This window comes from Candidatus Thermoplasmatota archaeon (genome assembly GCA_018814355.1).
Lineage (GTDB): Archaea > Thermoplasmatota > Thermoplasmata > UBA10834 > UBA10834 > COMBO-56-21.
Genome location: JAHIZT010000028.1, coordinates 1 through 5,213, shown reverse-complemented (window position 1 = coordinate 5,213; position 5,213 = coordinate 1). Strand labels below are relative to the sequence as shown.

The 5,213-nt window shown below is 54.8% G+C and carries 8 protein-coding genes and 1 pseudogene; 3 read left to right on the top strand and 6 right to left on the bottom strand.

Features of this window, described 5'->3' with window-relative positions:
- The coding region (locus KJ653_01260; GenBank protein MBU0684465.1) for a hypothetical protein at positions 1-300 on the top strand (300 nt) is incomplete at its 5' end.
- 913 nt (positions 301-1,213) lie between these two features.
- On the opposite strand, the gene KJ653_01255 is transcribed toward KJ653_01260, so the two are convergent.
- Positions 1,214-1,504, bottom strand: a complete 291-nt coding sequence (locus tag KJ653_01255; GenBank protein MBU0684464.1) for a hypothetical protein — start codon at positions 1,502-1,504, stop codon at positions 1,214-1,216.
- Positions 1,505-1,680: 176 nt separating this feature from the next.
- Here KJ653_01255 and psmA point away from each other — a divergent pair, with 176 nt between their 5' ends.
- A complete protein-coding gene (psmA, locus tag KJ653_01250; GenBank protein ID MBU0684463.1) occupies positions 1,681-2,382 on the top strand; it encodes an archaeal proteasome endopeptidase complex subunit alpha in 702 nt (233 codons plus the stop codon).
- A gap of 11 nt (positions 2,383-2,393) precedes the next feature.
- Positions 2,394-2,468 (top strand): annotated as a pseudogene (locus KJ653_01245) (ribosome assembly factor SBDS).
- Positions 2,469-2,986: 518 nt separating this feature from the next.
- Here the strand turns inward: KJ653_01245 and KJ653_01240 are convergent.
- The 5 genes from KJ653_01240 to KJ653_01220 form a co-directional block, all read right to left on the bottom strand.
- A complete protein-coding gene (locus KJ653_01240; protein ID MBU0684462.1) occupies positions 2,987-3,277 on the bottom strand; it encodes a hypothetical protein in 291 nt (96 codons plus the stop codon).
- A gap of 8 nt (positions 3,278-3,285) precedes the next feature.
- On the bottom strand, positions 3,286-3,504 hold the full coding sequence (locus tag KJ653_01235; protein ID MBU0684461.1) for a hypothetical protein: 219 nt from the start codon (positions 3,502-3,504) through the stop codon (positions 3,286-3,288).
- A 125-nt stretch (positions 3,505-3,629) separates the two neighbouring features.
- Positions 3,630-4,130 (bottom strand): regulator, encoded by a 501-nt coding sequence (locus KJ653_01230; protein MBU0684460.1) that lies wholly within the window; start codon positions 4,128-4,130, stop codon positions 3,630-3,632.
- A 212-nt stretch (positions 4,131-4,342) separates the two neighbouring features.
- The gene (locus tag KJ653_01225; GenBank protein ID MBU0684459.1) at positions 4,343-4,831 is read right to left on the bottom strand and encodes a plasmid pRiA4b ORF-3 family protein; all 489 of its coding nucleotides are present in this window, start codon (positions 4,829-4,831) and stop codon (positions 4,343-4,345) included.
- A gap of 166 nt (positions 4,832-4,997) precedes the next feature.
- A partial coding sequence (locus KJ653_01220) for a hypothetical protein (GenBank protein MBU0684458.1) occupies positions 4,998-5,213 on the bottom strand: 216 nt, incomplete at its 5' end.

The following is a 5,213-nucleotide window of genomic DNA, read 5'->3' as shown; positions in this document are numbered from 1 at the left end:
GTGGCAGAGGAGCTCCTGAAGGAGAACGCAGCGCTTTCTGGAGCCTACATGTCTACGAAGAGATTGAGAGTGCGCAGTGCTTCTGACCTGGCCTCAGGAGTTGCCCGATTGCACGCAGAACACGTGCATGGCCTGAGATCTGACGTGAACGCGATCCTGCTTTCTGCCAGCAAGAAAGCCGAGGTTCGCCTAGAACCGTCCCCCACTGCAGACCGAAAGGAAATTCACCTTAACAAGGTGGACATAGACAAACTGGGCACCCAGGATGGATCTCGGGTTAGAGTAAGATTCCCGCTATGAATTGAAATCACGGCGGTCCTCGACCACAAAAGGATGCCATCGATAAGGGAATTCGTATCTACTAACCCCTTCCACATTTTCATGCGTCATAGGTTGATGTGGCAGTTCGTCGTGGAAAGTGGACCGACCTGGATAGTCATACGAGAAATCCAAGGTCCTGTCGGGTCCGTCGTATGACCAGTAAGCACTACAGAACCATCCTCGTGGAACGTAGTGCCAATAGCCGTAGTCCAACGCCACAGTATGCACACCAGCCTTGACAGGCCAAACCCCGACAATGACCCAGCCCAGGTACGAGACTGCAGAATCGACGATAGGAAGCAAAATCAAAAAGAAGAAGAAAAGTGATTTGGAAGTAGCTGCGAGGGCCTCTTCACATAGAGGTTTAGCTCTGGCCTCAATCCCTGCTGATTGAAACCTAGTCACGCCATACTGGCTCATGAGGGGTTCAAATCCCCTTCGGGCCCACCGATAGCAAAAAGAGTTCTATTCTCTGATGCGATGCATGATAGCGAAAAGCGTTAGCATCGATAGAGTCAAAATGACCATTGGTGGCTCATGGAATTGGCGAGTGGCTTCTTCTACATACCATCCCTGTGGGTGTCATGATGAAGGCATAAAAGATCCTTTAACTCACGGGCTTTTTTCGGAGAATGAGGTCGCAAAAGACCTAGCTCCTCATTGAGCTATTACCCCCAGTGCGAATCATTCGGACGGAATTGAGGCCGGGACTAGACCTCTTTTCTATTCATTGCACTTCTGAGCAGAAAGGTACACGCCGGAAGGAGGCCAAGTTCGCACCGTCCGCTCATTCTGCAATTTCCATCGGAGACTTCTCTCTATGTCTCGTCGGTTTTTGAGACGACGTGAAAGTGATAAATGAGTTTGGGAAGAGGTTTTTTGGTCTCTCTGCCTAGCTCGGCGGCGGCGCCATGCCTTCCATTCCGCCCGGAGCGCTGCTCGGCCTAGCTCCTTCCTTCTTCTTGCGCTTGAGCAGCAGGAAGACTGCCACGATCGCGATGATGGCCACTATCGCGATGCCCCCAATAAGAGCGAGCGGGAATCCGCCCTTATGGGGCGGCGAAGGAGGAGCCTGAGCTGTGACCTGAACTGATGTACTGCCTCTGCTCCAGTTCGTGTCCGAGTGGTCCATGTCGTCCATGACGCTGCGTTCATCGAGGACGATCAAGACCCTGAAGGTCAAGTACACGTCCCGAATCAGAAAGACCGAAGAGCAGTTCTGAACCTTCCAGACCCTCGATGATACCTTCGCGGATTCGCCGAAAACCTTTATATCGAGTTAGCACCTAGGCAAAATCCAGCAATAGCGTAGCTTATTTCACTTTCAGAAAAGGTGTCACACACGTGCAACCAGAACAAATGGCATACGACAGGGCTATCACAGTATTCTCGCCCGATGGCAGATTGTTCCAAGTGGAATACGCCCGAGAGGCAGTCAAGAGGGGAACAACGACCGTAGGTCTGAAGTTCAAGGACGGCATCGCGCTCATAGTCGACAAGAGGATTGGGAGCAAGCTCATCGAATCGAGATCGATCGAGAAGATCTTCCAGATAGACGAACACATTGGCTGCGCGGTCTCAGGTCTTGTCGCAGATGCGCGTGTCCTCGTCGACTATGCGAGAATGCTGGCGCAGATCAACAAGGTCACTTACGCCGAGAAGATGGATATCGAGACGCTCGTCAAAAGGCTCTGCAACTTCAAACAAAACTACACTCAGTATGGCGGCGTCAGGCCGTTCGGCACCGCACTCCTGGTTGCGGGAGTCGACGAGCAGGGCTGCCACCTGTTCGAGACAGACCCGAGCGGCGCTCTCGTGGCGTACAAGGCCGGGTCCATTGGCGCGGGCAAGAACGCGGTCATGGACGTTTTCGAGGAGGAGTACAAGGAGGACCTGTCCCAAGACGATGCCATCCTGCTTGGGCTGAAAGCTCTCACCAAGGGCACTGAGGAGAGCCTCAACACCAAGGCCGTCGAGATCGGTCTGGTTAAGGTTGGCGAGAAGTTCAGGAGGCTCACGGAGGCCGAGGTGGAGGCCTACGTGAAGAAGCTCGCGGCCTGAGCGTTGATATCATGGTCGACCTTGACGAGGCAATTGTCGCAAGGTACGAATCACACGGAGAGAGCTTCGAGATACTGATAGACCCGGCGATCGTCCTCGGCCCAGAACCTCTCGGATATTATCTCCTGGGCCTCTGGCGAAGCTAGCTCTAGCAATGGGTCCAGACATCTTCTGAGGAGACGAATTTGCCACACGAGTAGCATTTCATCTTTATTGCCTTGCTCAAGATTCGACCCCGACAAGTCACAATCCCAGCCGCCCTCTCAGAAAGTCAAATGCTCTTCGACCCTTTGGCGTATGAAACATGAAGATCGGACGAATGCCGCCAGGAACAGAAGCGCGGCTCCTCGTTTTAAGAACAGATGCTAGGAAATCGTGCTTCCAACGTATTGTAACATCCCTATCAGGTTTTGCGCCAGCCTCTGCGTGAGCATTTCCGCGAGCATCGACCACGAAAGTGGCTGTCTCAGTTTCAGTCTCGAAAACCCATGTCTGCGGCAAGTATGCTTGAACGAACATTCCCCTGATTCCTCGAAGGTTTGGCTTCAGCTGGCTTTCTATCTCATGAGACAGACTTCCGAGCAAACCTTGAATGCAGCTCATTCTATTGAGCCCCACTGAACCATTCGTCCTTGTCGTCTAGATCCGAGAGCATGAGACCCAAGGCGAAGCCAGTTGCAACTGGACTGCCCGAGAGGATACCACCAATCAGAATTGGCACTCCGACTTCACCATGATGGGGGAGGCTTTCTCTCCACTCCTTCTTCTCCGCTCTCGAGCACCGATCATAGAGCAGTTTAGCAGCTATGCCTGCGGCGGCTGCGCCTCCAACTCCGAGAAGGAAACGGACCACTGGATCACTAAGCAGATCGTTCTTCCTATCCATCTTTGTCATTTCCTCTGTCACTTCTCCTTGAGCAGTTCTCGCAATAGGACGTAGGCACCAATTCCGACAATCGCGCCGAGTGCCAGACTACCCCAATCGAATTTCTCCACTTCCCCCTCGCTAATACCAGCGTCATCGAGTCCTCTTCGCCTGAGCTCGGTTCTTGCGCGCTGGATCATATCGTATTCCTTGTCGCTTACCTTGACCGTCAATGTTCTAGGTGGCGTAACGAACACCGTGGTAGATAAGAGTAGAGCCTATACTTAAGTATTTCCATTAGCCAGGTTGTTTCTGCTTTCTCCTCCTGCCAATGAGCCAGCTGCAATTAACGCGGCATAACGCCGTTATTAGCAACCCTCTCTCAGTATATGGTGACTCCCTTGACTCCCTTGGCCTGCCGGATTGCCGGTATCAGCTCGGGTGGAACTTGGCTCTCTGTCACGATGAAAAGCTTCGGCTCCTCAGAGGTCATCGGATCGTCCACGATCGCCTGCCTAATGCTGATGTTCCCCTTCTGAAGAATGTCCGCGACCGCCGCGATTATTCCGGGCTCGTGAGCGTTCGTAGGGACAATCTCGATAGCGCTCCAGCCCATCGCAGATGCGGCGTTCTTCAGGTGATTCGTCGGAAGGAGCTGGGAAAAGAACCTGAGAAGCGTGGGATCTCCCTTTATCGTCTCAATCGTCGATTTCACGACTCGTCTGTCCACGCCGGCAGCTCGGGCAAGTGCCGAATCAGCAATCTGGACGTCCCCGCATAGGACCTGGTCCTTCTCGATGCGCAATCCATACTTCAGGAGATATCTGGCCACCTTCGCCTGGGACGGGTATTTCTCGAAGTTGTTTGTAATCTTGTCCCACATGATAATCGATGCTTAGATATGTACAGTAATAGATTAATATTGCGTCCATTGTACACCTTCGCACACGGCGCTACGGACCTGTCCCTCACCCCGACGGTACGCTTGGGCGACGCACGCCGATGCGTCTGACGCGTGACATGTTCATCAACTGGCCTGCGCCCCGGCGACAACGCGTCCAGAAGAACGGGGCGTGCGATGCCCTTGCCCACGTCTCATTCGGGCACGTCAGGGTACTGCTCCGGCGACCTGCCCCTCTGGTCAATGATGGTCGGGAGCTCATCCTTGACGACCTGCTTGCCCCTGCCGATCAGCTCCACGGCGAACATGTGATTGTCGCCGTAGTCGAAGAGATAAAGGAACTTTGCCCCCACCTCAAGGCCCAGATCCCTTATCCTGGCCTTCCGCGTGTCCCTCGATGGCGGAAGATCGTAGTCGAGCGCAAACTCGTCGTCGAGCACGGTATACTCGGTGTCCTGGTCCCACAGCTTGCCGCTCAAGAAGAACGAGTACAGATGATCCGCGTCCCAATCGAACGCCTCCTGGATCGCGATGTGGAGGTCCTCGAGCGAGTTGTTGGCTCCGATAGCTATCGTCCTGTACAGGTCCTTTCGCCGATGCAACGACACCTTGAAGCTGTAGACAGTCAACCTCCGCGGCCCCTTGGCTCTCCTGCCGGTTGAACGCCTCGTCGACCTTGCCATGTCTGCTCGCCCCTGAACGGGTCCCGAACGGGCCGACCAGCCCTCGTTGGCACCGCCGGCCGAAAGCTGACCGGTTCCGGCGGTCCAAAGTTGACCGGCCCTATTTAGCTGTGCCGGTCTCGTCTACGGCGCCGATGACCTGCATCCAGTCCACCGACCTCGACATTCACCTTGCGCCTCCACCGTAATCGTCTATCGTTCGCTGAGCAGGCCCCGCCTTGATCGGAGCCACGGCCCGCGGCTCGACGCTGCTCTCCTGCACGACCGGCGTCGCGCCGCCACGGATACCGTCCTCCGCGAGCCTCTTGACCATCCTCTTCATCTGCTTCTCGCGCCTGATGCCCGCGTGGAGGTATCCCTCGTCTGCGGTCCTGTCTGTCGT

Bases quoted from the DNA above. Each gene is read 5' to 3' on its own strand.
- psmA (MBU0684463.1), top strand. From the start codon at position 1,681: ATGGCATACGACAGGGCTATCACAGTATTCTCGCCCGATGGCAGATTG.
- KJ653_01240 (MBU0684462.1), bottom strand. From the start codon at position 3,277: ATGACAAAGATGGATAGGAAGAACGATCTGCTTAGTGATCCAGTGGTC.
- KJ653_01230 (MBU0684460.1), bottom strand. From the start codon at position 4,130: ATGTGGGACAAGATTACAAACAACTTCGAGAAATACCCGTCCCAGGCG.
- KJ653_01225 (MBU0684459.1), bottom strand. From the start codon at position 4,831: ATGGCAAGGTCGACGAGGCGTTCAACCGGCAGGAGAGCCAAGGGGCCG.